The 23,751-nt window shown below is 51.0% G+C and carries 20 protein-coding genes and 1 pseudogene; 11 read left to right on the top strand and 10 right to left on the bottom strand.

Annotation, left to right across the window (positions count from 1 at the left end; genetic code table 11):
* Nucleotides 1-2 precede the first annotated feature (2 nt).
* Nucleotides 3-1,157 carry an efflux RND transporter periplasmic adaptor subunit gene (locus tag IEX02_RS05375; protein WP_188691260.1) on the bottom strand — a complete coding sequence of 385 codons (1,155 nt, stop codon included), beginning with the start codon at nucleotides 1,155-1,157 and terminating at the stop codon, nucleotides 3-5.
* Nucleotides 1,158-1,495: 338 nt separating this feature from the next.
* Between IEX02_RS05375 and IEX02_RS05365 the strand changes: the two are divergent.
* The 3 genes and pseudogenes from IEX02_RS05365 (at nucleotide 1,496) to IEX02_RS05355 (ending at nucleotide 4,370) form a co-directional block, all read left to right on the top strand.
* A pseudogene (locus IEX02_RS05365) lies at nucleotides 1,496-2,323 on the top strand (arylamine N-acetyltransferase family protein).
* A 110-nt stretch (nucleotides 2,324-2,433) separates the two neighbouring features.
* Nucleotides 2,434-3,552 (top strand): M14 family metallopeptidase, encoded by a 1,119-nt coding sequence (locus tag IEX02_RS05360; RefSeq protein ID WP_188691255.1) that lies wholly within the window; start codon nucleotides 2,434-2,436, stop codon nucleotides 3,550-3,552.
* A gap of 62 nt (nucleotides 3,553-3,614) precedes the next feature.
* On the top strand, nucleotides 3,615-4,370 hold the full coding sequence (locus IEX02_RS05355) for an AraC family transcriptional regulator (protein WP_188691253.1): 756 nt from the start codon (nucleotides 3,615-3,617) through the stop codon (nucleotides 4,368-4,370).
* Nucleotides 4,371-4,375: 5 nt separating this feature from the next.
* Here the strand turns inward: IEX02_RS05355 and leuA are convergent, their stop codons facing one another.
* The gene (gene leuA / locus IEX02_RS05350; protein WP_188691252.1) at nucleotides 4,376-6,037 is read right to left on the bottom strand and encodes a 2-isopropylmalate synthase; all 1,662 of its coding nucleotides are present in this window, start codon (nucleotides 6,035-6,037) and stop codon (nucleotides 4,376-4,378) included.
* Nucleotides 6,038-6,223: 186 nt separating this feature from the next.
* On the opposite strand from leuA, the gene ylqF reads away from it, so the two are divergent.
* Nucleotides 6,224-7,222, top strand: coding sequence for a ribosome biogenesis GTPase YlqF (ylqF, locus tag IEX02_RS05345; protein ID WP_188691249.1), 999 nt, complete (start codon nucleotides 6,224-6,226; stop codon nucleotides 7,220-7,222).
* Between the two features lie 59 nt (nucleotides 7,223-7,281).
* Here the strand turns inward: ylqF and rlmE are convergent, their stop codons facing one another.
* Nucleotides 7,282-7,902: a 23S rRNA (uridine(2552)-2'-O)-methyltransferase RlmE gene (gene rlmE, locus IEX02_RS05340; protein ID WP_188691247.1), complete on the bottom strand. Its 621-nt coding sequence runs from the start codon at nucleotides 7,900-7,902 to the stop codon at nucleotides 7,282-7,284.
* 332 nt (nucleotides 7,903-8,234) lie between these two features.
* On the opposite strand from rlmE, the gene IEX02_RS05335 reads away from it, so the two are divergent.
* Complete coding sequence (locus IEX02_RS05335) at nucleotides 8,235-8,990, top strand: TrmH family RNA methyltransferase (protein ID WP_188691244.1); 756 nt, start codon at nucleotides 8,235-8,237, stop codon at nucleotides 8,988-8,990.
* A 27-nt stretch (nucleotides 8,991-9,017) separates the two neighbouring features.
* On the opposite strand, the gene IEX02_RS05330 is transcribed toward IEX02_RS05335, so the two are convergent.
* A complete protein-coding gene (locus IEX02_RS05330; protein ID WP_188691242.1) occupies nucleotides 9,018-9,653 on the bottom strand; it encodes a TetR/AcrR family transcriptional regulator in 636 nt (211 codons plus the stop codon).
* 90 nt (nucleotides 9,654-9,743) lie between these two features.
* Between IEX02_RS05330 and fabF the strand changes: the two genes are divergently transcribed.
* Nucleotides 9,744-11,012 carry a beta-ketoacyl-ACP synthase II gene (fabF, locus tag IEX02_RS05325; protein ID WP_188691240.1) on the top strand — a complete coding sequence of 423 codons (1,269 nt, stop codon included), beginning with the start codon at nucleotides 9,744-9,746 and terminating at the stop codon, nucleotides 11,010-11,012.
* A gap of 101 nt (nucleotides 11,013-11,113) precedes the next feature.
* On the opposite strand, the gene glmS is transcribed toward fabF, so the two are convergent.
* The 5 genes from glmS to IEX02_RS05300 form a co-directional block, all read right to left on the bottom strand.
* Nucleotides 11,114-12,946 carry a glutamine--fructose-6-phosphate transaminase (isomerizing) gene (gene glmS, locus IEX02_RS05320; protein ID WP_188691238.1) on the bottom strand — a complete coding sequence of 611 codons (1,833 nt, stop codon included), beginning with the start codon at nucleotides 12,944-12,946 and terminating at the stop codon, nucleotides 11,114-11,116.
* Between the two features lie 12 nt (nucleotides 12,947-12,958).
* Nucleotides 12,959-13,723: a DeoR/GlpR family DNA-binding transcription regulator gene (locus IEX02_RS05315; RefSeq protein WP_188691236.1), complete on the bottom strand. Its 765-nt coding sequence runs from the start codon at nucleotides 13,721-13,723 to the stop codon at nucleotides 12,959-12,961.
* Between the two features lie 195 nt (nucleotides 13,724-13,918).
* Nucleotides 13,919-15,277: a bifunctional UDP-N-acetylglucosamine diphosphorylase/glucosamine-1-phosphate N-acetyltransferase GlmU gene (glmU, locus tag IEX02_RS05310; protein WP_188691234.1), complete on the bottom strand. Its 1,359-nt coding sequence runs from the start codon at nucleotides 15,275-15,277 to the stop codon at nucleotides 13,919-13,921.
* Nucleotides 15,278-15,407: 130 nt separating this feature from the next.
* Nucleotides 15,408-15,884 (bottom strand): methylated-DNA--[protein]-cysteine S-methyltransferase, encoded by a 477-nt coding sequence (locus IEX02_RS05305; RefSeq protein ID WP_188691231.1) that lies wholly within the window; start codon nucleotides 15,882-15,884, stop codon nucleotides 15,408-15,410.
* The gene (locus IEX02_RS05300; protein WP_188691228.1) at nucleotides 15,881-17,227 is read right to left on the bottom strand and encodes a DNA-3-methyladenine glycosylase 2 family protein; all 1,347 of its coding nucleotides are present in this window, start codon (nucleotides 17,225-17,227) and stop codon (nucleotides 15,881-15,883) included. Before IEX02_RS05300 ends, IEX02_RS05305 begins: the two co-directional genes overlap by 4 nt.
* Before the next feature lie 162 nt (nucleotides 17,228-17,389).
* Between IEX02_RS05300 and IEX02_RS05295 the strand changes: the two genes are divergently transcribed.
* Nucleotides 17,390-18,526 (top strand): serine hydrolase domain-containing protein, encoded by a 1,137-nt coding sequence (locus tag IEX02_RS05295; RefSeq protein ID WP_188691225.1) that lies wholly within the window; start codon nucleotides 17,390-17,392, stop codon nucleotides 18,524-18,526.
* Between the two features lie 7 nt (nucleotides 18,527-18,533).
* Here IEX02_RS05295 and speA read toward each other — a convergent pair whose 3' ends face one another.
* Nucleotides 18,534-20,453, bottom strand: coding sequence for a biosynthetic arginine decarboxylase (speA, locus tag IEX02_RS05290; protein WP_188691222.1), 1,920 nt, complete (start codon nucleotides 20,451-20,453; stop codon nucleotides 18,534-18,536).
* 338 nt (nucleotides 20,454-20,791) lie between these two features.
* Here speA and lptM point away from each other — a divergent pair, with 338 nt between their 5' ends.
* From lptM to IEX02_RS05270, 4 genes are read left to right on the top strand one after another with little or no spacing between them, the layout of a single operon-like run.
* Nucleotides 20,792-20,950, top strand: a complete 159-nt coding sequence (gene lptM, locus IEX02_RS05285; protein ID WP_188691220.1) for an LPS translocon maturation chaperone LptM — start codon at nucleotides 20,792-20,794, stop codon at nucleotides 20,948-20,950.
* Nucleotides 20,951-22,201 carry a diaminopimelate decarboxylase gene (lysA, locus tag IEX02_RS05280; RefSeq protein WP_188691218.1) on the top strand — a complete coding sequence of 417 codons (1,251 nt, stop codon included), beginning with the start codon at nucleotides 20,951-20,953 and terminating at the stop codon, nucleotides 22,199-22,201.
* Between the two features lie 31 nt (nucleotides 22,202-22,232).
* The gene (dapF, locus tag IEX02_RS05275; protein WP_188691217.1) at nucleotides 22,233-23,063 is read left to right on the top strand and encodes a diaminopimelate epimerase; all 831 of its coding nucleotides are present in this window, start codon (nucleotides 22,233-22,235) and stop codon (nucleotides 23,061-23,063) included.
* Nucleotides 23,060-23,749, top strand: a complete 690-nt coding sequence (locus IEX02_RS05270) for a DUF484 family protein (protein ID WP_188691215.1) — start codon at nucleotides 23,060-23,062, stop codon at nucleotides 23,747-23,749. The genes dapF and IEX02_RS05270 overlap by 4 nt, the downstream gene beginning before the upstream one ends.
* Nucleotides 23,750-23,751: the final 2 nt, after the last annotated feature.

Here is a 23,751-nt window from a genome sequence, read left to right as displayed (position 1 = left end):
AATTACTCTCCTGCGGTAGCCGTTTCGCCCTGAGTTGCTGCATGCTCAAGCACTTTTACAGGGGCGCCGGGGCGAACTTTCTGCAAGCCCGAAACAATAATTTTGTCGCCAGCCTGGATACCGGATTCGGCTAACCAATATTGGCCGATGGCCCGGCTCACCTCGATGATGCGAGCTTCAACCTGATTTTGCGCATTGACCAGCATGACTGACGCTTGGGCTTTGGGGGTGCGAATCAGCGCTTTTTGTGGGATTAACAGGCCCTGTGGCTCTACGCCCAACTGAACCTTGGCGCGTACAAACATACCTGGCAGCAATTCGCCATGCTCATTAGGGAATACCGCACGGATAGTGACCATGCCGGTACTGGGGTCAACATTGACTTCAGAAAACTGCAATTTGCCCTGATGCTGGTACATGCTGCCATCATCGAGCTTGAGCGTCACTGCGGTTTCCTGCACCGCGGTTAGCGCACCTTGTTGCAACTGGCGCTTGAGTTTAAGCATCTCTGTGCTGGACTGGGTTAAATCCACATAGATTGGATCCAGTTGACGAATCGTGGCCAGCCCTTGGGCCTGGTTCGCAGTTAGCAGCGCGCCTTCGGTCACAGAAGAGCGACCAATCTGGCCACTGATAGGAGCCTTAATCTGGGTGTAATCGAGATTAATTTGCGCGCTTAGCAAACTCGCTTCGGCGCTGGCAAGTTCCGCCTTTGCCTGTAATTCAGCAGCCAGGGCGTCATCATAGTCCTGAGTACTGACGGCCTTAGTGGCAAGCAGTTCTTTAATCCGCTTGGCCTTTAACTGCGCATTGCGTAATACCGCTTTGGCTTTAGCCAGTGAGGCTTCTGCGCTGCTAAGCGTGGCTTGATAAGGTGCGGGGTCGATTTGATACAGTACTTGACCAGCTTCAACCATCTGTCCTTCTTCAAACAGACGTTTTTGCAAAATACCACTGACCTGGGGGCGGATTTCAGCCTGGCGGAAGTCTACGGTACGCCCTGGTAATTCTGTAGCAAGGTCTATCGCCTGAGGCTTCAGGGTTACCACTTCTACTTCCGGCACGCCTGGTGCCATTCCTGGGGCCTGGGGCTTTTCGCAACCCACCATCGCGACCGCCGCAATGCCAGTCAGCACCCACCTTAGTTTGCTCTGCATATTCGATACCTCAAAGTTAGTTTACTGACACTTTTGGCAGCATAGGGGCGCGAATATACATACAGGGATGTATGTAAGCAATGAAGATAAGCTTCTAACTTAGACAAGTCATCGGTTTTTTGTTTGATTTTGTTGACAGTCTTTCACCTGTAATGAGAATTAATTTGCTGATAAATAAGATTATTTTTTTATCATTCGGGCGATGGAAGAATGCCCCATCATGATTAGCAGAAAATGTAAGCAAAGATGAATATGTGACTGATAAAGGGGTTTTTCGTTTGACCTCAGCTTAGATTGAGGTTTTAGCCTGTTGGGGAATCAACTAAGAGAGGATCCCAATGACTGAACTTGAACTTTCGCGCTATTTACAACGTATCGGCTATCGGGACGCCTTGACAGCGAACTTGCCAACCTTGTCTGGCCTGGTCGCCGGGCACACGCAAAGTATTCCATTTGAGAATCTCAATGCCTACTTGTCACTGTCAGTCGATCTATCTGCGGACAGCGTGCTGGACAAGCTGGTCGTCGAAGGCCGTGGTGGTTATTGTTATGAGTAGAATACTCTGTTTCGCGATGTATTAGTGTCTCTGGGCTTCGAGGTTATGGGGCTGGCCGCTAGGGTCAGGTGGGGAGTGCCACCAAAAGTGCAGACCCCGGCCTCGCATATGTTGCTAGTTGTGACGTTGTCTGAAGTGAAGTATCTAGTGGATGTGGGCTTTGGCGTAACTACACCTTCCGCGCCTTTGCGTTTGGATAGTCGCGACGTGCAAGTCACCCCTCATGGTAATTACAAAATCACCGAAGAGCAGGGTTACTACGAGTTGGCCTTTGAGCAAAGCCGTGGCTGGCAGACCTTGTATCAGTTCAACCTGGAGCCCAAGCAGGATGCGGATTACAAAGTATTTAACTGGTATGTGTCCACTCATCCCGACTCAGTGTTTGTACGCAATTTGGTGGCGGCCCGAATCGTAGGCCAATATCGTTATACTCTGCGTAACCACGAGTTTAAGCGGTATCTTGGCGGTGAGTTGCTGGATGTGATAGCCCTGACCGACCCAGAACAAGTGATCACTTGTTTGCGTACGCACTTTAACATCAAGGCTCCAGTGGCCTTGCATAGCGCGCTGATGGCAATTTTTGACGACATTAATTGCAAGACGGGATAAAGGCTGGCTCAGAGGATGGCTTTAGGGCATGAGTAGCCGATTTTATTGAATAAGCGCAAGGGATCGTTCTTGGCTAAGGTGGCAGGAACCTTTTTAGTGAGAGAGTGCCCATGAAGTATGCGCTACTACTGCTGGCATTGGTCAGCAATCTGGCTATTGCTGACCAATGCCAGTCTGACAAGCTGAGTATCCATAAGAACTTTGCCATGGGACGATTTAATACCTGCGAGGTTTCAGCCGCAGGCCACTATCGCTTGACCCTCAAACCTGAAAATCTGCCGATTAACCCCAGCCCTTGGTATGCCTTAAGGCTGGAAAGCAGCCAGGCACAGCAGATTGAATTGGAACTGCTGGTTGAACACGGCAAACCCCGCTATCTGCCTAAGGTCAGTGTGGACAAGCAGCACTGGCAACCGGTGGACTATCAAATTGATGGTAGCAGTATGCATATCCAATTGGCGTTACCAAAGGGCACACTGTGGCTGGCGGGGCAGGAAATTATGGATGATGAGGACTACCAGCAATGGCAACAGCAGCTAGAGGCGAAAGGATTGGAGTCGATAGTGTTGGGGCAATCTGTGCAAGGCAAACCCATCGAAGGGCTGATTTCTCGCGCCGACAGCCAGGATTGGCTGATTATGATAGGCCGTCAGCATCCACCAGAGATTACCGGCGCTATGGCCATGACGCACTTTGTTGATGAAGTCATGGAGGAATCTGCGCAGGCGATGGCACTGCGTAAGCGTTTTAATGTACTGCTGGTACCGAATATGAATCCAGACGGCGTGCACGCCGGGAACTGGCGACATAATGTGGGTGGGGTGGATCTAAACCGCGATTGGTTCAGCCGCGCGCAACCTGAAACCCAGGCGGTTCACAGTTATCTGCAAAAAATCCTGGCCGATGGCGGCAAGATTCGCTTTGCGCTGGATTTTCATTCCACCCATCGTGATGTGTTCTATACCATGCCGACAGATTATGGCCTGACTCCACCTGAATTGGTGGATAATTGGCTGGCCCAATTGGCAGAAGCCATCAAACCTTATCCGGTCAACATTAAGCCTGGTCATAACAAAGACAGAGGGGTGTTTAAGCAGTATATTGCTGATACCTATGGGGTACATGCCGTGACCTATGAAGTGGGTGACAATACCGATCGGCAGGATATTGCGAATGTGGCCCGCGCGGCTGCTCAGCAACTGATGGATGTGCTGAAGACCTTGCCCTGACGCTCGGTGGGCGTTAGCAGTCGGTTTGTTTGCGGTAAAGCACAAAAGAGTAAGGATCGACATTGCTATACGCCCAGAATGTACCGGAGCGCGCGTTACGGATCTATGCCAAAGACTACCAACACGGCCATGCTGAGCCCAGGCATCAGCATGCCTGTGCGCAACTAATCCAGGCAGTACAAGGTGTTATAAGGGTATCCACCGCTCAGGGCCTATGGGTTATTCCCCCTGGCCGTGGTGTCTGGGTGCCGGCTTTTACCGAGCATAGTTTGAAAATGCGCGGGGCCGTCAAACTGCGTACTTTATTTGTTGATCCCTTAGCCCGTGCCGATCTGGCAGCAGATTGCCGGGTCATTTCTATTAGCCCTCTATTGCGCGAACTGATCCTGAGTGGGCTTGAAGTTGCGCCGGACTACTTGCCTGGAGGCCGTGAAGAACGGTTAATGGAGCTGATCCTGGATGAACTCAGGGAGCTACCTATCATCCCTCTTAATTTGCCCATGCCAGAAAGTGAGTGTTTGCTTACGCTTTGTGGTGAGGTGCATAGAAGCCTGGCTGCACCTTGGGACTTAGCCCTTGCGGCGAGCCGCTTAGGGGTCAGTACCCGTACCCTGTCCCGTCAGTTCCAGCGTGAAACGGGGTTGAGTTTTATCGAATGGCTAAGACGTAAGCGACTACTGGAAAGCCTAGAAGCCCTGGCGATGGGCCACAACATAGTAGATGTGGCCCTGTTGGTAGGTTATGACAGCCCCAGTGCCTACAGCAGTATGTTCCGCCGCCATCTGGGAGTGTCACCTAGCGAGTACCTTGGTTTATAAAGGTATTATTCCGGGGCGAGGCAAGTCGCGACAACATTTAACAAGGCTTGTAGTGCCGCTCGGCTGGTGTCGGTATCAATACCAACACCAAAGGTTTTACCCTTGGCAGTCAGACATTCCAAATAGGCGACAGCCCGGCTGTTGCTCTGATGGCCGAGGGTGTGTTCGTGATAATCACAAATGTCTATTTGCAGTTTGAAAGCCTTGTTTATCGCCTGGGCCATGGCGCTGAGCAAGCCATTGCCGCGTCCCTCCAACTCCAGAGTTTGATTGTTCAAACCAACACTGGCTTTGACCCCTTGGCCTGTGGGAATGGAAAAACTCTGGTAGTGCAGCAAGGCGAGTTTCTGTGGTGAGGTCAGCCCATAGCAGTGTCTGAATAAGCTCCACAGGGCGGATTGCGGCATCTCTGCTCCGCTTTGCTCGGTATGATGCTGCACTTGCTGACTAAAGTGGATTTGTAAATTTCGGGGCAACTGCAAGCCATGGTTTTGTTGCAACAACCAGGCAGCGCCGCTTTTGCCCGATTGGCTGTTCACTCTTATCACTGCTTCATAACTGGCGCCTACATCGGCCGGGTCTAAGGGCAGATAGGGAATCTGCCAGTGGGATTGCCCGGCGTTTTTGGCAAAGCCCTTTTTAATGGCATCCTGATGCGAGCCGGAGAAGGCGGTAAATACCAATTCACCAGCGTAAGGATGACGCGGATGCACTGGTAACTTTATACAGTCTTCTACCCATTCCACGACTTCCTGCATATTGGAAAAGTCCAGGCCCGGATGAATGCCCTGGGTGTAGAAGTTCATGGCCAGGGTAACCAAATCAACATTGCCGGTTCGCTCTCCATTGCCAAATAAGCAGCCTTCAACGCGCTGCGCTCCGGCCAGTAAGGCTAGCTCGGCGGCGGCGACGCCGGTGCCACGATCATTATGAGGGTGTACGCTGATGGTGGTATGCGGGCAGGCAGGAAAATGACGGATAAACCATTCAATTTGGTCGGCATAAACATTGGGGCTATTTACCTCAACGGTGGCCGGCAAATTAAGGATGAGCGGGCGTTTGGCGCAGGGTTGCCAAGCTTCATATACCGCCTGACAAATCTGCAGAGCAAATTCCATCTCGGTAAAGCAGAAGGTTTCCGGCGAATATTCCAGTACCCAGTCGGTGCCTGGGTTGGCCTGACACAAAGACTTGATTTGTTTTACGCCGCGTACAGCCAATTCTATGGTGGCGTCTTTGTCTTGGCCAAAGACCCAGTCGCGAAACAGCGGGGCGGTGGCATTGTAAAGATGCACTATGGCTTGCTTGGCTCCTTGTAGCGAGGCCAGGGTGCGTTCAATCAGATCTGGCCTGGACTGGGTAATCACCTGGATCCACACATGATCGGGAATCAACTGCTGCTCAATCAAGCTTCTGACAAAGTCAAAGTCGGTTTGCGAGGCGGAAGGGAAAGCCACCTCGATCTCTTTAAAGCCCATGGCCACCAGCTTTTTAAACATGTTGCGTTTGGTGTCGGTGTCCATTGGGTTGACCAGTGCCTGGTTACCGTCGCGCAGGTCGGTGGAGCACCAGCGTGGTGCCTGGGTGAATTGCCGGGAAGGCCACTGGCGATGCTCCAGAGCAACTGGTGGATAAGGGCGGTATTTGTCAGAAGGGTTGCTAAGCATTTTGGGTCTGCGTTGGTGAATAATGTTGCCATTCTGACAAGCCTGAGACTCAACTTCGCACGGGTAACGGACACCTATCGTCGCAAAACGGACAAGCTGTGCGTTAGCCTGGCTATGAAGAGAAACCTAAACAAATAGCTCAGATAAAGTAGAATGCCGGTAATTGATATTTTGAGGACGGCTTAAGTGGCTTTACATTGGTTTCCCGGGCATATGCATAAGGCCCTGAAAGAGATAAAGGAGTCTTTGCGTCAGGTTGATATCCTGATTGAGGTCCTGGATGCCCGTATTCCCTACTCCAGTGAAAATCCTGAAATAGCCAGGATCCGGGGTGACAAACCCTGCCTTAAAATTCTCAATAAGTATGACCTGGCTGATCCTGAGATTACCGCACAGTGGCAGGCACATTTAGAGAGTGAGCGTGGTGTTACCACCATCACCACTTCCAGTGACAAGCCCGGCGAGACTAAGCAGATCATACAGTTGATCCGCACTATCTGCGCGCAAAAGGATGCGTCGGTAAAAGCCATTAATGCCATGATTACCGGTATTCCCAACGTGGGAAAATCCACCCTGATCAATATTCTGGCCGAACGTACTATTGCCAAAACCGGCAACGAACCGGCGGTTACTAAGGCGCAGCAGCGGATTAATCTGGGCAGTGGCATAGTGCTGTTTGACACTCCGGGCGTGCTGTGGCCAAAACCTGAAAACCCCAACTCTATTTACCGCTTGGCCGCCTCCGGCGCGGTAAAAAATACCGCAATGGAATATGACGATGTGGGCTTTTATGCTGCTGACTATCTGATTAAAGCTTATCCACAGCTGATGAAAGAGCGCTTTAAGCTTGAAGAGTTACCGGATACCGAACTGGCGTTTCTGGAAGCGGCGGCCAAAAAACGTGGCGCCATAATGGCCGGTGGCCGGGTTAACCTGCATAAGATCTGTGAAGTACTGCTTAATGAACTGCAATCCGGCAAGTTGGGCCGTATCAGCCTGGAAACCCCAGACATGCTGGTGCAGGAGAAGGTAGAAATGGAGCAGGCGGCCGCCAAAAAAGCCGCTGATAAGGCTAAGCGAAAACAGCGCTTCAAGGAAGGTTCGCTAACGCCGGACAAGCATGACCGTAAGGAAAAGCGCACCGAGAAGCGCGAAGAACAAAGCAAGCGGATGAGAAAGCGCTAAAAGCCTGGGCTACGAAGGGTTGCTTGTTAGATCAAACACCCTTCGTGTTTAGTCTGGGGTTAGCCCTTAAAACCTTTACCTACCAGATAAACTTCGCGGGAGCGTGGCCGGGATGCGGCCGGTTTACGCACAATCACCTTGTCGAAAGAGCTGCGTACATCTTTCACGTACTCTTCGTACCCCACGCCCTGGAATACCTTGGCACAGAAGCTGCCACCGGGCTTTAACACATTGCGGGCCATATCCAGCGCCAGCTCCACCAAATACATGGATGCATACTGGTCGGTGGTATTCACCCCGCTCATATTGGGGGCCATATCAGAAACCACGGTATCCACCTGGGCGCCGTTAAGGGAATTGAGGATTTCCTCGTAAACGGCTTCGTCGGTAAAGTCGCCCTGAATAAAAGTGACGCCGACAATACCGTCCATGGGCAAAATATCCGAGGCGATAACCCGCCCGCTGTCGCCTACGATAGGGGCGACTATCTGTGACCAGCCGCCAGGCGCAGAACCTAAGTCCATCACCACACTGCCAGGGCGGAACAGCTTGTCTTTTTCGTTTATCTCCAACAGCTTATAGCTGGCACGTGAACGATAGCCGTCGATCTGGGCTTTTTTCACATAGGGATCGTTGACGTGTTCGTCCATCCACTTTTTGCTGGTTTTTGATTTGGCCATAAGATAAGTCTGCTGCTGTCGCTAAAACGGCGCATATTGTAAGCTTGCGCCCCTGAATTGCAAAATCCGGCGGTGATGAAGCTGAAATACGGCCCACCACAACCAGCACTAAGCAAAAAGGCTATGCAGTTCGGCTTCTCGAACTGAAGGCTTGGTGGTGATAGTGGGAGTATCAGAGTCTGCTGACCACGAAAAGCACGAAGGGGTGATAGCCTCCATGTTCATCGGAGCGCTTACAACCTTGAGCTGGGTGAGGAGTAAACTTGAAGGGCGTAGGTTTCCTCCTGGAATTCTGTGACATACCGAGTATAAGGCCTGACAGGCAGATAAATATGAAACTAGACGACGTTAAAAAGCTGCATCAGAAAAAGTACCGCACCCAGTTCGGCCATTATCTGGTAGAAGGTGAGCATTTGATTTTGGAGCTGCAAAAGGCCCTTAAAGCCAGGTCAGAACAGAGCCAGGTCACGCTCTATATCACGGCAGCCCATCAGGATTGGGCCAGCCAGTTGGGGGCGAATTTTCAGCCTGTAGTGCTGAATGACAAACAAATGGCCCAGCTTAGCGATACTAAAACGCCGCAAGGCATGATTGCCTGTGTACCTTTGCCCGACTTAAGCACCCAAGCAACCCCGTTGCAACAAGGCGAACGTTGTATCTATCTGCATGAAGTGCAGGACCCGGGCAATCTGGGCACTATTATCCGCACTCTGGCCTGGTTCGGGCAGTTTCGTTTATTGCTTAGTCCAAATAGCGTCGACCCTTTTAACTCCAAAGTGGTGCGCGCCAGTATGGGGGCAATTTTCCACCTGCCCATTGAATTGGATGTGGAGCTTACAGACCTGTCGCAACGTTTCAGCCGCTTTGCTTATCTGGATTTAGATGGCGACAAGGTGAATAGCCCAGCCTTTGCCGACTACCATTGCTACTTGTTTGGTAACGAAGCCCGCGGTGTACCTTCAGAAGCGCTGAAGGCCTTTCACGCCGAAGCCTTTACTATTGCCGGCAGCGGCAGCATTGATTCACTGAATTTAGCCAGTTCGGTGGGGATCTGCGCTTATCAGCTTTCTATGGCAAATATGGGATGAGTGCGTTTGGACGACTGCCTGTACTTTCTACAAGTCCTCGTTTCTAAGTACATTACGGTTTACTCCCAATAAAAACAGAATTTGTTCCTGCGCTGCCTGGAGTAAATTGCAACGCTCATCAGAATCTGAAATGGCTCTTGAAATGGTAACTGCGCCAACCAGGGATACCGCAACAGCTCTGGCTCTGTTTGCGACTTGTTGTGGCTCGATCTGGTAATTTTGTTTTTGTAACTTATTCAACGCTTTGATTCGGATTTCCAGCATTCTTATCAGGCTGCTGTAAGCCTGACTAAACAGAACCTGTATCTGGTTGTTATCACTGCTGATTTCGTTAAATAGAATAGTCTCTGGTCCTGGCAGTTCTTGGGACGGAGTTTCTTGTAGGTTCCAATAACTGGTTGCCAGTACCACCAGATTTTGAATAGACAGTGGGCCTTTCACCAATCTTGCCGTGCGACTGGCCTTCAGGCTATCTACAAACGCAGCGCTATACAGTTCTTCCTTGGATTTAAAGTGATTATAAAAGGCGCCATGAGTCATCTTTGCCCGACGCATAATTTGATTAATGGAAACCCGATTAAACCCATGCAGGCAAAACAAATCACGAGCCGCCTGCAAAATACTGCGACGTGACTGATGCTTATGGTCTTTGCTGTAGGGCATGATATCTCCTCTGCCGGTGGCAGATTATTATCTTGATCATATATTGCCAGTGTTTAGGGTGCTTGCATTGGCAATATATCAGGAGTTTTTATGCATTCACCTATTGTGATCACTGGCATGGGCATGATCAGTCCGTTGGCTAACGGGGTCAAGGCTAACTGGCAAAGACTGATTGCCGGGCAATCCGGAATCAGGACCTTATCACATATTGAACTGGGCGATGTCCCCGTGCGGATAGGCGGTGTGGTCCCTAGGATAGAGGAAGACAGTGAGGCAGGCTTTGACCCTCTTAGGGTGGTGGATAAAAAGGATCTGAAAAAACTCGATCGCTTTACCCTTTACGCCATGGCAGCCGCACAAGAAGCTTTGTTGCAGGCTGGTTGGTTTCCTGAAACAGAGCAGGATAAACGAGCCACCGCGACCATAGTCGCCTCGGGCATAGGTGGCTTTACCACCATAACTGAGGCGCAGAATACCTTGGAGCAGCGCGGATATAAAAGGCTTTCCCCCTTTACCGTGCCAGCTTTTCTGGCAAACCTGGCCGCTGGCAATATATCCATTCGTTATGGCTTTAAAGGGCCATTGGGTTGCCCTGTTACGGCATGTGCTGCGGGAGTTCAGGCTATTGGTGATGGTATGCGACTGATTCGCAGTGGTGAAGCGAAGGTGGCGATTGTTGGGGGCGCAGAAGCTTGTATTGACCCTTTGTCACTGGCTAGCTTTAACGCCCTCAAGGCGTTGTCTTTGCAAACCGACCAGCCGACTCAGGCATCCAGACCTTTTGATAAGGAGCGCAACGGTTTTGTCATGGGTGAAGGTGCCGGCTTGTTGGTTATCGAAACCCTGGAGCATGCTCTGCAGCGCGGTGCAACACCATTAGCTGTAGTCAGTGGTTATGGTACTAGTGCTGATGCCCATCATATTACCGCCGGACCGGATGATGGCTCAGGTGCTGCAATGGCGATGGAGACGGCATTAAATATGGCTAACCTCAGTAGCGCTGATATTGGCTATATCAATGCCCATGCCACCTCTACCCCGGTTGGTGACCGGGCGGAAGTAGCGGCATTACGCAATGTTTTTGGTGCTTCTCTGGCCCAGGTACCAATATCTTCTACTAAATCTGCTACCGGGCATTTACTGGGCGCGGCGGGGGGAGTGGAAAGCATATTCTCTGCTCTCGCCGTGATGCATGGTGAGTTGCCGCCTACACTTAACCTGCATGAGGTTGACGAGGGAATGGAGAGTTTGGATTTTGTTCCCTTAATGGCTCGTCAGGTTGATATTCGACATGCTCTTTGCAATGGCTTCGGCTTCGGTGGAGTGAATGCGGCACTGATTGTCAGTAGTTTACAGTAAGCGCCTGTATCTCTGCGATTCTGCACTGCGACTAAAATATTGCTGGGATTACACACAATAAAAAAAGGGGCCCGAAGGCCCCAATACTCTTGGTTGGAAACTTATTCCACTGTAACCGACTTAGCCAGGTTGCGCGGCTGATCCACGTCGGTGCCCTTGATAATAGCCACATAGTAGCTCAGTAGCTGTAGCGGCAGGGTATAAACTATGGGGGCGATTACGCTGTCCACATGGGGCAGGTTGATTACCCGCATGGTGGCGTCGCTTTCAAAGCGCGCATCTTTGTCGGCAAACACGTACATAATGCCGCCGCGGGCGCGTACTTCTTCCACATTGGATTTAAGCTTTTCCAGCAGCTCGTTATTGGGTGCCACGACTATGACCGGCATTTCGTCATCGATTAGTGCCAGCGGGCCGTGCTTTAACTCACCAGAGGCATAAGCCTCGGCATGGATGTAAGAAATCTCTTTAAGCTTAAGGGCCCCTTCCATCGCAATGGGATATTGATCGCCACGACCTAGGAATAGGCTGTGATGCTTGTCGGCAAACTCTTCGGCCAGCTTTTCGATATTGCCGGTCAGTGCCAGAGTTTCTTCCAACTTAGCGGGGAGGCTGTGCAAGGCGCCGACTATTTTTTGCTGGTCGTTGTCTGCCATACCATTAAATTGGCCCAGGGCCAGGGTCAGCATCAGCAGACCAGTTAGCTGGGTAGTAAAGGCCTTGGTGGAGGCCACACCAATTTCTGCACCGGCCAGTGTCATAAAGGCCAGATCGGACTCGCGTACCAGTGAGGAGCCCGGCACGTTACAGATGGTCAGGCTGGCCATATAACCCAGTTCTTTACCCAAACGCAGTGCAGCTAGGGTATCCGCAGTTTCCCCAGACTGGGAAATGGTTACCAGCAGGCTGTTGGGATGTACAAAGGATTTGCGATAGCGGAACTCAGAGGCAATCTCGACATTACAGGATACGTTGGCGTATTGTTCCAGCCAATAACGGGCTGTCATACCCGAGTGGTAGCTGGTGCCGCAGGCGATAATCTGCACGTGTTTAACTTTTGCCAACAGGTCTGGCGCCAGAGCACCAAAGATACGCGGATCAACACCGCTTTGTGTCAGGCGGTCCTGCAGGGTGTTACGCACAACCGTGGGCTGCTCGTGGATTTCCTTAAGCATATAGTGACGGTAGCCACCTTTGTCTCCGGCATCATGCTCAATTTCTGAATCATGCACGGGGCGCAGCACTTCATTACCGTCTTGATCAAAGATATGCACTTCGGTACGGCTAATGCGCGCCACATCTCCTTCTTCGAGGAAGATAAAACGGCGGGTAACCGGCAGTAGTGCGAGCTGATCAGAGGCAATAAAGTTTTCATCAATGCCCAGACCTATGACCAAGGGGCTGCCTGAACGGGCCACCACCATGCTGTCGGGATTTTGCTGATCTATGACGACAGTACCGTAAGCGCCGTGAAATTTCTTCACCGCGCGCTGCACGGCTGTGAGCAGGCTATCGGTGCTTTTTAGTTCCAGTTCGACTTGATGTGCAATGGTTTCGGTGTCGGTATCCGAGCTAAAGTGGAAACCTTCGGCACGTAATTGTTCACGTAAGCTTTGATAATTCTCGATAATACCGTTGTGTACAACGGCAACGCGAGCGGTGGAAAAGTGCGGGTGCGCATTGGCTTCGGTAACACCACCGTGGGTGGCCCAACGGGTATGGGCAATGCCGGTACTGCCTTTGATTGGGTTATCTGCCAGTGCATCAGCCAATTCCTGCACCTTACCGGTACGGCGTACGCGCTGTAATTGGCCCTGGGCGTCTAATACGGCAACGCCTGCCGAGTCATAGCCGCGGTATTCCAGTCGCTTTAAGCCTTCCAGCAAGATGCTGACAACGTTGCGCTCCGCAATGGCACCTACTATTCCACACATGGTCTTTCTCCGTTATTCGCTTGCGGCGCAGATCACTGTCACGCCTTTTTGTTCTATCTGTCGTTTGGCCTCTGCTGGCATCTGATCGTCGGTCACTAACACCGAAATCATGGACCAGGGCAGCTCCAGGTTAGGGATTTTGCGTTGTAATTTTTCTGACTCTGCCAGTACGATGACCTGCTGAGCCACTTCCGCCATCACTTTGGATAGCTGGGTTAATTCATTAAACGTTGTACTGCCTTTTTCCAGGTCCAGCCCCGCTGCCCCTAAAAAAGCCTGATCAAAGTTATAGGCTCTGAGCATCTGTTCGGCCATTTGACCCTGAAATGAATGGGACTGGGTATCCCAGGTACCGCCTGTCATTAAAACCGTGGGCTCGTTTTCCAGCTCCAGCAGACTGCTGGCCACATGCAAGGCATTGGTCATTACCACCAAGCCCCGCTTATGGTTTAGCTCGGGCAGTAATGCCGAGGTGGTGCTGCCACTGTCGATAATAATGCGATTATGATCACGAATAAGCTGACTGGCGGCTTTGGCAATAGATACCTTTCGAACCGAAAGCTCCTCTTCCAATTCGTGGGTATCCTGGGGTAACAACATGGCACCGCCATATTTACGTACCAGCAGACCATTGCGCTCAAGCTCGGTAAGATCTTTACGGATAGTCACTTCAGAGGTGCTGAATGCTTTAGTCAGGGCTTCAACTGTTACTTCCCCCTGTGACATCAGGCGGTCAACAATGGCGCGGCGACGTAGCTGAGTGTTTCGTTTATACATCAAATCGAAATTAAAAGTTTCACAACGAAACTTATGGTAGTTGATTATTTGTTCGATGCAAGCAAAAAATGTGATGGCTAAGGGTTATTATGTCTGTTGCTGTGTAAAGCTTGGCTAACATAGCTTGAATAACGACAGGCAATAAAAAGCCCGGCATTAAGCCGGGCCCTTAGCTGTCGTCAGTGGTTGGAAGATTCAGTTTTTAACCGGGCGTTTCCAGCCGCTGATGTTACGTTGTTTGGCTCGGGCAACGGCCAGTTGCTCATCCGGAACTTCTTGCGTGATGATGGAGCCCGCTCCTACCGTGGCATTCGTGCCAATGACCGCAGGGGCTACAAGTGCACTGTTGGAGCCGATAAAGGCACCGTCTTTAATGATGGTCTTGAACTTGTTCACGCCGTCATAGTTACAGGTAATAGTACCAGCGCCAATGTTCACGCCCTCGCCCACATCGCTGTCACCCAAATAGGTAAGATGGTTGGCTTTCGAACCTTTACCCAGGGTGGATTTTTTCATTTCAACAAAATTGCCGACTTTGGCTTTTTCATGCAGTACCGCACCAGGGCGCAATCTGGCATAGGGACCCACCTGACAATTAACCCCAACCTTTGCCTGTTCCACGATACTGTTGGCTTCGATAACCGAGTTGTCACCTATTTCACAGTCGATCAGTATGCAGTTCGCGCCAATCTGGACATTATTGCCAATCTGCACCTTGCCCTGCACGATAACATTTACGTCAATGCTAACATCCTGCCCACAACTCAGCTCACCACGCAGGTCAAAACGCGCAGGATCCAGCAGGCTCACCCCGTCCATCATCAGACGTTCGGCCTGTTCAGCCTGATAAGCCCGTTCTATGGCTGCCAGTTGCTTGCGATTGTTGATGCCTTCGACTTCGGTGGCGGTTTGCGGATGCGCGGCGCGGATTTGTTTACCTTCTGCGGCCGCCATGGCGATCACATCGGTCAGATAAAATTCGCCCTGGGCATTATCGTTATTCAGGTTGGCCAACCAGCGTTTCAGGTCGGTACCTTTCATGATCATCATGCCGGTATTAATTTCGCGGATTTGGCGCTGCTGTTCGCTGGCATCTTTGTGCTCAACAATGGCAACCACTTGATCACCGTTGCGGATAATCCGGCCCATCCCAGTTGGATCGTCCAATTCCACGGTCAGCAGTGCCAGATCGCAGTGCTGTTTTACATCTAAGAGTTGGCGCAGGGTCTGCGTTTTGATCAAGGGGGCATCACCGACCAGAATCAATACGTTCTCATCGTCTTGAAGAGCGGGAACGGCTTGCTGAACCGCGTGCCCAGTGCCTAATTGTTCTGCTTGCAGACACCAGTTGAGCTCATTGTGGGCCAGCGCTTGCTGCAGTTGTTCACCGCCATGGCCATACACCAGATGAATATTCTGGGCGCCCAGGCCGTTCACGGTATCAATAATATGCTGAACCATGGGCTTGCCTGCGATAGGGTGCAATACCTTAGGTAACGAGGATTTCATACGGGTTCCCTTGCCCGCTGCGAGAATAACCACAGAAAATGCCATGTTGTTTCCTTTTAGATCCTGTTTGGCTGCTATTCTAACTAAGGATGAGATTTGTGCCAGTGGGCTGTTTTATAACCTTGGGCCTGATGGTTAACAATATCCGCTCAGGATGCACGGCGATAACAAGAACTCACCAGTCACCTAAGCTTGGTTGAAGTTGCTCGTGTTGCAGCAGCCAGGCTTTGCGCTCCAATCCTCCGGCATAACCTGTCAGCGTACCGTTGCTGCCGATAATTCTGTGACAGGGCACCACGACCGACAGGGGATTTTTACCGTTAGCTGCGCCCACCGCTCTGACTGCTGCTGGGTTTCCAATCTTTCTGGCAATATCCAGGTAGCTGGCGGTCTGACCAAAGGGGATGCTGAGCAAAGCGTTCCACACCTGCTGTTGGAAGGACGTACCCTGCGCTGCCAAAGGCAGGTCGAAAACTTGCCTTTGGCCGTCAAAATACCCCGCGAGTTGTTCGGTGGCCAGGTTTAACAGCGGAGTTTGCTGCGCCTCAAAGCCGCGCTTCTCAACAAATTTAATCGCTCTGATGCCTTGAGTAACCGCACTGATTTCTACCAGGCCTATCGGGCTTTGCAGGTAGCAATATTGAACATTCATGCCTGGCTCCATAGTTGAAAGGTTAGGTAGCTGCGCCAGGGAGACACACGCTCGGCGTCAACCTGCTGCTGTTGCAGCTGTTTTTTTATCACCAGATCGGTATCCAGCCAGATATCCGGGTTGGAATAGCCTCTGAGTTTCATATAGTTAACCGTCCAGGGGCCGATTCCTTTGAGTGTCAGCAAATCATCTGGCTCTTGTGGTTCACCAAAAGTGGCCCAGTATTCGGCAAAGCGACGCAAGGTATCGCGTCTGCTCGCCGGCATCTTCAAAAAGGATAAGTCGGCATGGGCAATCGCCTCGGGAGTGGGAAAATACCTGCCCTTCTCGCCTTGCCCGCCGAGCTGATTGACCAGCAGGCTAACCTGGCCGATAGCCGCCTTAACCGAGACCTGCTGACCTAATATGGCCCGGCAACCGGCCTCGAACGGAGACCAAACTCCGGGCAGACGTAGACCTTCAACTTGCTGCTCGGGGCATACACCGGCCTGACGCAATCGTTCGCCAATCAACCCGGTGTCTGCGTCTAGGTCCAGTACCCGGCGAATATGGGTCAGTACCCCAGTAAGCAGGCTGAGATCATCCAGCTCCAAACCGACATTAAAGCAGTGTTTATCGGCTTGGTATTCGGCACAAAAATATCCCTGGCCCCCCCCGTAGCTGAAGACTCTGGCGTAGCTGTTCTGGGTAACCCACTCCATATCAGCTATAGCCCGCTGAGCGAGAAAGTCGCGTAACATGGGCCAGTGATAAGGTGGCCGAAAACTCAGTTGTATTTGCATAGGTTGTCCTGCATTGGCGTGGTGACGGATTTGTCCCGGGCTTAAGTGCAGGTGCTGGCGAAAATTCTCTTGCAAGCGCCGGGCAGACTGAAAACCGCAGGCCAGTGCCACTTGCTCTACGCTCAGATGAGTTTGATGTAACAGCTGTTTGGCTTGTAATAATTGTTTGAATAATTGGTAGCGTTTGGGGGCCATACCTATGCGCTGCTGAAATAATTTACGCAGATAACGATCTGTCATACCTAGCTTGTCGGCTATCTGGCTTAGGCTTAATTCAGGATGGTCAGCCAATAACCTTAGCGCCCTTTCAACGCTGGTATCTACGCCTTTCCAGGCCCAGGATTGCGGAGAGCTGTCCGGCCTGCAACGCAGGCAGGGACGGAAGCCTGCCTGCATGGCTTGCTCGGCGAGGAGATAATATTCAACATTTTGTTCTTTGGGAGCAACGGCCGGGCAGATAGGCCGGCAGAAGATACCCGTAGTCTTTACCGCCACAAAAAAACGGCCGTCAAAGCGCCTGTCACGGGATAGTCTGGCTTGCTGATATTGTTGCTGATTCATACACTGGCATCATCAATACACTGGCAACAATTGTAACGAGTCTGGGTGAAAAGATGCGATGAAAACGGAACTCAATCCAAATTTGTTATTCAGATGATAGAATCACCCGATAGTTGTAACAACCGGGACTGCCTGGTTTGCGATTGAGATAGAATAAACAGAATGAAGTATCTTTTTTGGCTGCTGTTTTTTTGCACTGTCAGCCCGACCAGCAACGCTCAGGATAACTGGCTAGGTGCGTTTGCCGATGAAGTAAAAAAGGCGGCGCGGCAGAAAGCCGTTCCCGGCTATGCCTTTGTGGTGGTATCGACGGGACAGCCTGATCAGGTTTTTGTGCAAGGCAAAACCGAGAGAAAAGGTAAGCAGAGCGTTGATCAGGACACCATTTTCAGGTTGGCCTCGGTATCCAAAACCTTTACCTCGGTATTGGCCGCTAAGTTAGTGGAGCAAGGCAAGCTGAGCTGGGATCAACCGGTATCCAAGCTGGCCCCGGATGTCCCATTTAAACCCGAGCTGGCTAATAAAATGACCCTGGGTCACATTCTCAGCCAGTCCAGCGGTTATATGCCTAATGCTTATGACAATCTCATCGAGGCCGATTATCCGGTTAAGCGTGTACTCAACGAATTGGCGGGGCTAAAGCCAATTTGTGCGCCAGGTAATTGCTACACCTACCAAAATGCCTTGTTCGCCGTGGTTGAGGAAGGTCTAAACAACAGTCTGCAGCAAAATTATGCTCAGCTATTACAAGAAAATCTTTTGATGCCCCTTGGTATGTCGCGCTCCGGCGTTGGCCGGCAGGCGCTGATGCGCGATGAAAACTGGGCCAAACCCCATGTGCTGCTGGCAAAAAATCGCTGGCATACAGTGAGTGTTAGTGAAGATTACTATCGGTTTGCGCCAGCCGCTGGGGTGAATGCCAGTATTCGCGATATGGGTCAATGGGCAAAGCTGATGTTGGGGCAGTACCCGCACTTATTATCCAGTCATGCCATTGATCAACTGGTCACCCCAAAAGTACGCACCCGTAAAGAGTTACGTCGGCGCCACTGGCGCGAGCATCTTAAAGAGGCCCATTATGGTCTGGGATGGCGAGTCTATGAATTTGACGGCGAATTGTTAGTTCATCATAGCGGTTGGGTAAAAGGCTATCGGGCAGATATTGGCTTTGCGCCCAAGTACAACACAGCCATGGTGTTTTTAATGAATGCCGAGTCCAATCTGATGAATGAGATCACCGTGAACTTCTGGGCAGATTTCTTCGAGCAGATGAAAATCAGGGCGCAGGCCGCGCCCTGAGAGAGTATTACTTGCTGGTCTTTAGGTAAGTGTAGCCATGCAGACAGTCTTCATAGAAGTCTGTCCATTTCACCCCTTCGCGGGGCTTAATGCTGCCGGCTGCCACATGCTTGTCGATGATGCGTTTCACGTCCTGGGCCATGGCCGAAGGATTGTATTGCATAATAGACAACACATTGCTGACCGATGAACCCGTGACCACTTCTTCAATATAGAAGTCTTCCGGATCGTCATCATCACTGAAGATATGAACTTCGTTTAAGCGACCGAACAGGTTGTGCATATCCCCCATTACGTCCTGGTAAGCACCGGTCAGGAACAAACCAATAAAGTAATCTTCACCCGGCTTAAGCGGATGGATGGGTAGTACATCGGCGACACCGTTTTCACCCACGAACTGGTCAATCTTGCCGTCGCTGTCACAAGTAATATCCACCAATGAACAGTTTACCGTTGGCTTCTCATTCATGCGGATCAGCGGCACAACCGGCAGTACCTGATCAATGGCCCAGGTATCCGCAGCCGACTGAAATACCGAGAAGTTACACAGATACTGGGACGACAAGTCGTACTGTAACTCTTGCAGCTCTTCCGGCACAAACTCCACTTCTTTGATCTTTCTGTGCAGATAGGTCATCAACTGCCAATAGAAAGTTTCTATTTTGGCCAGCTCAGACAGCGAAATCACCCGCAGTTTGAAGGCATCAATGGCTTGTTCCTTCCACTGCGAGGCATCATTGAAGATCTCCTGCAGATTGTCGCCATCCTCTTCCAGTGAGCTCACCAGGCCGCGCATGTTGCGCACAAACACATGCTCGTCTTCTTCCTCTGAGGTATCAAACTGCACTGTACTGTTTTTGATTTCGCCGACGATTTGCGCCACCACACAGCTGTGGTGTGCAGTAATGGCACGGCCACTTTCGCTGACCAGGTTAGGGTGTGGCACACCTTCCAGATCGCACACTTCTTTCATGCCGTACACTACATCGGCAACGTATTCCTGCATGCTGTAGTTACGCGAGGAGTCGCTGGTGGATTGGGTACCATCGTAATCAATCCCCAGGCCGCCGCCCACATCAACAAATTCCAGGTCCACGCCCATTTTGCGCAGCTCAGCATAAATACGGCCACCTTCGGCCACGGCATCCTTCACCGAGCGAATATCCACTAACTGAGAACCGATATGGAAATGCAGCAGCTTCAGGGTATGCGCCAGACCTTGCTGCTCAAGATAGCGGGCAGCATTGATGATTTCGGCAATGGTCAGGCCGAACTTGGCTCGGTCGCCCCCTGAGCTTTCCCACTTACCGCGACCTTTTACCGTCATTTTGGAGCGTAGGCCGATAATGGGATCAATCTCCAACTCTTTGGAAATGCGCACCAAAGACAGCAGCTCGGAGTATTTCTCAACCACTACTATGATCTTGCGACCCAGTTTACGGCCAAGCAACGCCAGGCGCATAAACTCTTCGTCTTTGTAGCCGTTCAGAATTGTCAGGGCGGATTCATTGGTGTTGAAGGCCAGTACCGTCAGTAATTCGGCCTTGGAGCCAGCTTCCAGTCCGTAGTCAAAGGGAGCGCCGGCATCGACGATCTCTTCAACCACTTCGCGCATCTGGTTAACTTTAACCGGATACACGCCCATGTATTTGCCTTGATACTCGGCTTCTTCTATCTGATTGCGGAAGGTTTGATTTAACTCCGCAACTTGAGAACGAAGAATGTCGTGGAATCGCACCACAACGGGGAATTGGATTCCCTCTTGCTTCATTTCTTCAATGACGCTTTTGAAATCTATTCGAACTTGGGGATTGCCCGGTACCGGCGTAATGTGCAGGTTACCGTTATCACCAATTTCAAAATACCCGCCGCCCCAACGCTTTACGCGATAGAGACGCTCTGCATCGTCAATAGTCCAATCTGCCAAGGTATAGTCTCCCTTTGGTCGATAAGAAAAACAGGGTTGAAACCGCTGTGGGTTCCATGCGAGTGCGCCTGAAAATTTATGGCGCAAAGTGTCAGATGCTGAACTGATTCCATACCACTTTTTGTAATCTCAGCAGCGGAAGAAAATCTCTGTTGTCTAACGTCGCATAGTATAAATGGGCTTTTATGCAGAACCCCAGGATTTTTATACACAGAAACATAAATTTACTGCCTGAATGCAGATTGCGGTGGCTTATCGTGAATCTGCAACGGTGGTCTTTGCTTTTTTTACCGGCAATGCCATCATAGCAGGCCCTATGTATAGTAATGAGACTGTGTGTGAAGAAGCTGAAATTCGTGGTGGGATTTATGGTACTGTTGCTGACCGCGTGCGGGAAGAACGGCGCATTGTATCTGCCCGACCAGGCGCCGGATAACAAAGATCCAGAGGCCCAAAGCAGCTCCCAATCAAGCAGCAAACCACAAGAGCAGAATTAGATGGATTTCTTTTCCTACCAGAATCAGCGGCTGCACGCTGAGAATGTCGCTGTTGCCGATATCGTCGAACAGTACGGTACCCCTTGTTATATCTACTCTCGCGCCACTATCGAAAGACATTGGCATGCCTTTGATACCGCGGTGGGTGACCATCCGCATCTGATTTGTTATGCGGTAAAAGCCAATTCTAATATCGGTATTCTTAATCTGCTGGCACGTTTGGGGTCGGGATTTGACATTGTCTCTGGTGGCGAATTAACCCGTGTGCTGGAAGCGGGCGGCGACCCCGGCAAAGTGGTGTTTTCCGGTGTGGGTAAAACCGAGCAAGAAATTGCTTATGCCCTCAATCAGGGCATTAAGTGCTTCAACGTAGAGTCTCCGTCCGAGCTGGTGAGGATCAACAAGGTGGCCGGTGAGCTGGGCAAAATAGCGCCAGTTTCATTGCGGGTGAACCCGGATGTGGATGCCAAAACCCACCCCTATATTTCTACCGGCCTAAAAGCCAACAAATTTGGCATTGAGCGTGAGCAGGCGGTTGCTGTGTACCGCGAGGCGGCCGCCATGGCAAACATTAAGATTGTCGGCATGGACTGCCACATCGGTTCCCAGCTTACCGAAACAGCGCCTTTTGTTGATGCCTTGGACAGGTTGTTGGAGTTGGTGGACGAACTGTCTGCTATCGGCATTGAAATTGAGCACCTGGATGTAGGTGGAGGGCTGGGCGTAACCTATAAAGATGAGACACCACCCGATCCACACACTTATGTGCAAGCCGTTGTCAGTCGTATGCAAGACCGCCCTAATCTGCCGCTGATTTTCGAGCCGGGACGCGCCATTATGGCCAATGCCGGTATTCTGGTCAGTAAGGTGGAGTTTCTGAAAAGAGGCGCGCAGAAAAATTTTGCACTGGTAGATGCGGCCATGAATGACCTGCTCAGACCAGCCTTGTATTCAGCCTGGATGGATATTGTTGAGGTGGACAGATCACAAGATCGTGAAAAGGCCCTGTATGATGTGGTTGGCCCGGTATGTGAAACCGGTGACTTTCTCGGTAAAGATCGGGAATTAGGTCTGGCCGAAGGCGATTTAATCGCTGTGCGCAGTGCCGGCGCTTACGGGTTTGCCATGGCGTCTAATTACAACAGTCGCTGTCGCCCGGCAGAGGTTTTGGTGGATGGTGACAAGATGCACCTGATCCGAGAGCGAGAAAAGCTCGCAGACCTCTACAAAGGCGAGTATAAACTTCCGTAATATAAGGCAATTGGACAAAGCTGTGGTGCCGATGCAGATTCACTTTTCAAAAATGCATGGTCTGGGAAATGACTTTATGGTCATAGATAACGTGACCCAGAATGTGTATTTTACCAAGGACAGGATTCAACAACTGGCGGATCGAAATTTCGGTATCGGCTTTGACCAACTGTTGATGGTTGAACCCCCCTACGACCCCGATCAGGACTTCCACTATCGCATTTTTAATGCTGATGGCTCGGAAGTTTCTCAATGCGGTAATGGTGCCCGCTGCTTCGCGCGTTTTGTGAAGTTAAAAGGCCTGACCAACCGTAATAAAATCGTGGTGGGAACCCGTGCAGGCCGTATGGTTTTGTACCTGGAAAAAGACGGCCAGGTCACGGTGAATATGGGCAAGCCACAGTTTGAACCTGCCCAGATCCCACTTAAGGCCAATAAGGAAGAGGCCACCTATATTATTCGTGCCGAAGATCACACGGTATTCTGCGGGGCGGTGTCCATGGGCAACCCCCATTGTGTGCTGGAAGTACCAGATATTGACACGGCACCAGTTGAAACCTTAGGGCCTTTGCTGGTACAACATGAAAGATTTCCAGAAGGGGCCAATATCGGCTTCATGCAAATCCTTTCACCTAAACACATCAAATTACGTGTGTTCGAGCGCGGCAGCGGTGAGACGCTGGCCTGTGGTAGCGGTGCTTGCGCGGCAGTTGTGGTCGGGCAGTTATGGGGCAAACTGGAAAGCGAAGTGCGGGTGGATTTGCCCGGCGGCACCCTGAATATTCGCTGGCAAGGTCGGGATAAGGTGGTAAAAATGACCGGACCGGCCGAGCACGTGTTTGATGGAAGCATCAGTTTATGAGCGATATGTCGAGACAGGAAAAACACACCGCCTCATTGGTGAGTGACAATGATTCTCTGACCCAAGAGCAGGTCAGGGATTATTTGTTGGCGAATCCGGATTTTTTCCTGTTTTATCCAAACGTTCTCGACGCCTTACGCATTCCTCATCAACAGAAAGGCACGGTGTCTCTGGTTGAGCGCCAGGCCGAGCAACTGCGCCTTAAGGTGCGGCAGTTGCAGCACCAAATTAATGAATTGATGTCGGTTGCTAAGCAGAATGAGCGCATTTATCGCATTTATGCCGACCTGAATCTGCGCCTGTTTAGTTGTAAGAGCCTGTTTGAAGTGCGAGCCACCCTTGAACAGGTATTGTTACATCAACTTGAACTGCACGCCTTGTCGCTGAAACTCTTTGGTTTTGATGATGATCTGCCCGAAACCAGCAAGCGTTTGTTGCTGGATAAGCGTTTTACCAGTGGCATTTATTATCTGGGCCGCCTAAGTCAGCAGGAGCAAGCCTTGTTGTTTGGGGAAAAGCGTATCGAATCTGTGGCCATGATGTTACTTGGTGAACGCGGAGAGATGGGCCTGCTGGCCATCGGCAGCGATGAAGGACATCACTTTCACCCAGGTATGGATACCTTACTGATTACGCAACTGCAGAAGTTTCTTACCCTGGTTGTTCCGCAGCTGGCGGAGTATTAAAT

Source organism: Bowmanella pacifica (genome assembly GCF_014645355.1).
Taxonomy (GTDB): Bacteria; Pseudomonadota; Gammaproteobacteria; order Enterobacterales; family Alteromonadaceae; genus Bowmanella; species Bowmanella pacifica.
This window is presented reverse-complemented; position numbering and strand designations above follow the sequence as displayed.

Coding starts and splice junctions, on each gene's coding strand:
- leuA (WP_188691252.1), bottom strand. CDS start 6,037: ATGCTTAGCAACCCTTCTGACAAATACCGCCCTTATCCACCAGTTGCT.
- glmS (WP_188691238.1), bottom strand. CDS start 12,946: ATGTGTGGAATAGTAGGTGCCATTGCGGAGCGCAACGTTGTCAGCATC.
- IEX02_RS05335 (WP_188691244.1), top strand. CDS start 8,235: ATGAAACTAGACGACGTTAAAAAGCTGCATCAGAAAAAGTACCGCACC.
- IEX02_RS05270 (WP_188691215.1), top strand. CDS start 23,060: ATGAGCGATATGTCGAGACAGGAAAAACACACCGCCTCATTGGTGAGT.
- IEX02_RS05375 (WP_188691260.1), bottom strand. CDS start 1,157: ATGCAGAGCAAACTAAGGTGGGTGCTGACTGGCATTGCGGCGGTCGCG.
- IEX02_RS05315 (WP_188691236.1), bottom strand. CDS start 13,723: ATGTATAAACGAAACACTCAGCTACGTCGCCGCGCCATTGTTGACCGC.
- IEX02_RS05330 (WP_188691242.1), bottom strand. CDS start 9,653: ATGCCCTACAGCAAAGACCATAAGCATCAGTCACGTCGCAGTATTTTG.
- lysA (WP_188691218.1), top strand. CDS start 20,951: ATGGATTTCTTTTCCTACCAGAATCAGCGGCTGCACGCTGAGAATGTC.
- IEX02_RS05360 (WP_188691255.1), top strand. CDS start 2,434: ATGAAGTATGCGCTACTACTGCTGGCATTGGTCAGCAATCTGGCTATT.
- dapF (WP_188691217.1), top strand. CDS start 22,233: ATGCAGATTCACTTTTCAAAAATGCATGGTCTGGGAAATGACTTTATG.
- IEX02_RS05305 (WP_188691231.1), bottom strand. CDS start 15,884: ATGAATGTTCAATATTGCTACCTGCAAAGCCCGATAGGCCTGGTAGAA.
- IEX02_RS05300 (WP_188691228.1), bottom strand. CDS start 17,227: ATGAATCAGCAACAATATCAGCAAGCCAGACTATCCCGTGACAGGCGC.
- glmU (WP_188691234.1), bottom strand. CDS start 15,277: ATGGCATTTTCTGTGGTTATTCTCGCAGCGGGCAAGGGAACCCGTATG.
- fabF (WP_188691240.1), top strand. CDS start 9,744: ATGCATTCACCTATTGTGATCACTGGCATGGGCATGATCAGTCCGTTG.
- IEX02_RS05295 (WP_188691225.1), top strand. CDS start 17,390: ATGAAGTATCTTTTTTGGCTGCTGTTTTTTTGCACTGTCAGCCCGACC.
- rlmE (WP_188691247.1), bottom strand. CDS start 7,902: ATGGCCAAATCAAAAACCAGCAAAAAGTGGATGGACGAACACGTCAAC.